Source organism: Pediococcus parvulus (assembly GCF_007990205.1).
In the GTDB taxonomy this organism is placed as follows: Bacteria; Bacillota; Bacilli; order Lactobacillales; family Lactobacillaceae; genus Pediococcus; species Pediococcus parvulus.
Genome location: NZ_BJWE01000089.1, coordinates 1 through 1,697, shown reverse-complemented (window position 1 = coordinate 1,697; position 1,697 = coordinate 1). Strand labels below are relative to the sequence as shown.

Here is a 1,697-nt window from a genome sequence, read left to right as displayed (position 1 = left end):
GTGAAAAAAAGCCTTTTCAAAACACGAGAAGACCGTTAATCTTCTAATTAGGTTGGTAGCCAAAAATTAGGAGGTAACGGTCTTCATGTCTCAAATCTTAACAGAAATCATGACAGTTTTAAAGGATAGTAATAGTTTATTTAATGCGGAACAAGATTTAATGATTCGGTGTCAAGCGTTGATTGCCACTGCTTTAGGTCAAGCACTAGAAGAGTTGGATGATCTTTTAATTGGTGAAACAAAATACCAAGAAATTGTCGGTAAACGCGAAAGAACTTTGAATTTCATGTGTGGGGCCGTAACTTTCAAACGCCGGTTAGTGAAGCTAGCTGATAAAAAGTATGTCTTTCCTTTGGATCGTTATTTGCAGTTAATTCCACGAAGTAGATTTTCACCCTTAATGGTCGAAAAGGTTGCCAAGCTAGCTTCACATAGTGTTTTACGGACAACAGCTTTGGCTGTTAACCTTTTAACCCCACTTTCTATCAGTCATCAAAAAGTTGGTCAACTTTATCAAACAGCCGGTACGCAATGTGAAAAGCAGCGTGAAGAAACCACATTAGTGAACATCGAAAAGAAACGGCGAGTTCCTTATCTGTATTTGGAAGGCGATGCCTTTTGTGTGGCCTTAAAGGCTAAGCAACACCATAAAAATGTCTTTATTCATCGACTGCAACTAACGGAAGGTATTAGCCAAAATGGCCAGCGCCGACAGACGTTAAACCGACATGTATTTACGGGATTAAACCGGCAAGCAGTTTTTAATCAAGTACAAGATTATCTCGATCAGAATTATGATTTACGAGCAACTACAATGATTACCGGTAGCGATAATGGGAGTGGCTATGAACCATCCTGCTTTGATGAATTAGCGGTTGGGGCCAAAAAACATGAGCACTTTTTAGATCGTTATCACTTGAACCGAAAAATTCGTAGTCGATTAAGCAAGATGCCTAAAATTCTGCAAAGTAAACTATTTCAGGGTGTGCATAATTGGGATAATGATCAAGTTCAAATTGTCCTTGATACGTGTGAGTTCCAAGCCAATGATGCGGATAGTCTGGAAGCAATTCAGCTTTTACGGAGTTACTTGAAACGTAACTGGAATTATTTAAAGCCAGCTGACAAGCGAAGCTTAGCTACCGAAACCGTGTGTTTAGGTGGCTGTGAAAGTAATCATCGACGCTTTACCTATCGGTTAAAACATCAAGGTCGCTCTTGGAGTAAAGCTGGATTGAAGGCGATGATTGCGGTGATTACCAGTGAAATTAACGGGCAATTAGAAACAGCAATGATAAAGATGCCCAATACCTTGCCAATAAGCATCATGCCAGTTAAAGTGGCCGCTAGTTATTTTCTTAAACAGCCTTTTACGCAACATCAAGGAATTAGGCACGGCAGTATTTCATTAGACGCAGCAACTAGCAGTGCTATGGGTAATTTGGTGAAGGCTATTTCATAGGATTTGAATAACAGGTGGAGTGGAGGCGTTGGTGAAAGAGTGTGTCGATGTCACTTAGCGATTTATCGCTTAGAGACATGGGAGACTGGAGAGATCCACTTTTGGCCTGAAGGGCAAGAAGTTAGCTCGTAAGCGACCCACACGGCCCCGCATCAACGCCGGAACGAAACAAAAAGTAGTTAAAAACATAAATAAAATCTAATTAGAGACACTACCTACTAAAACTTGACACATA

The 1,697-nt window shown here is 40.4% G+C and carries 1 protein-coding gene; it reads left to right on the top strand.

Annotation, left to right across the window (positions count from 1 at the left end; all coding sequences use genetic code 11):
• Nucleotides 1-85: 85 nt before the first annotated feature.
• Nucleotides 86-1,462, top strand: coding sequence for an ISLre2 family transposase (locus PPA04_RS09425; protein ID WP_147206822.1), 1,377 nt, complete (start codon nucleotides 86-88; stop codon nucleotides 1,460-1,462).
• The last annotated feature ends 235 nt before the right edge of the window (nucleotides 1,463-1,697 follow it).

Coding starts and splice junctions, on each gene's coding strand:
- PPA04_RS09425 (WP_147206822.1), top strand. CDS start 86: ATGTCTCAAATCTTAACAGAAATCATGACAGTTTTAAAGGATAGTAAT.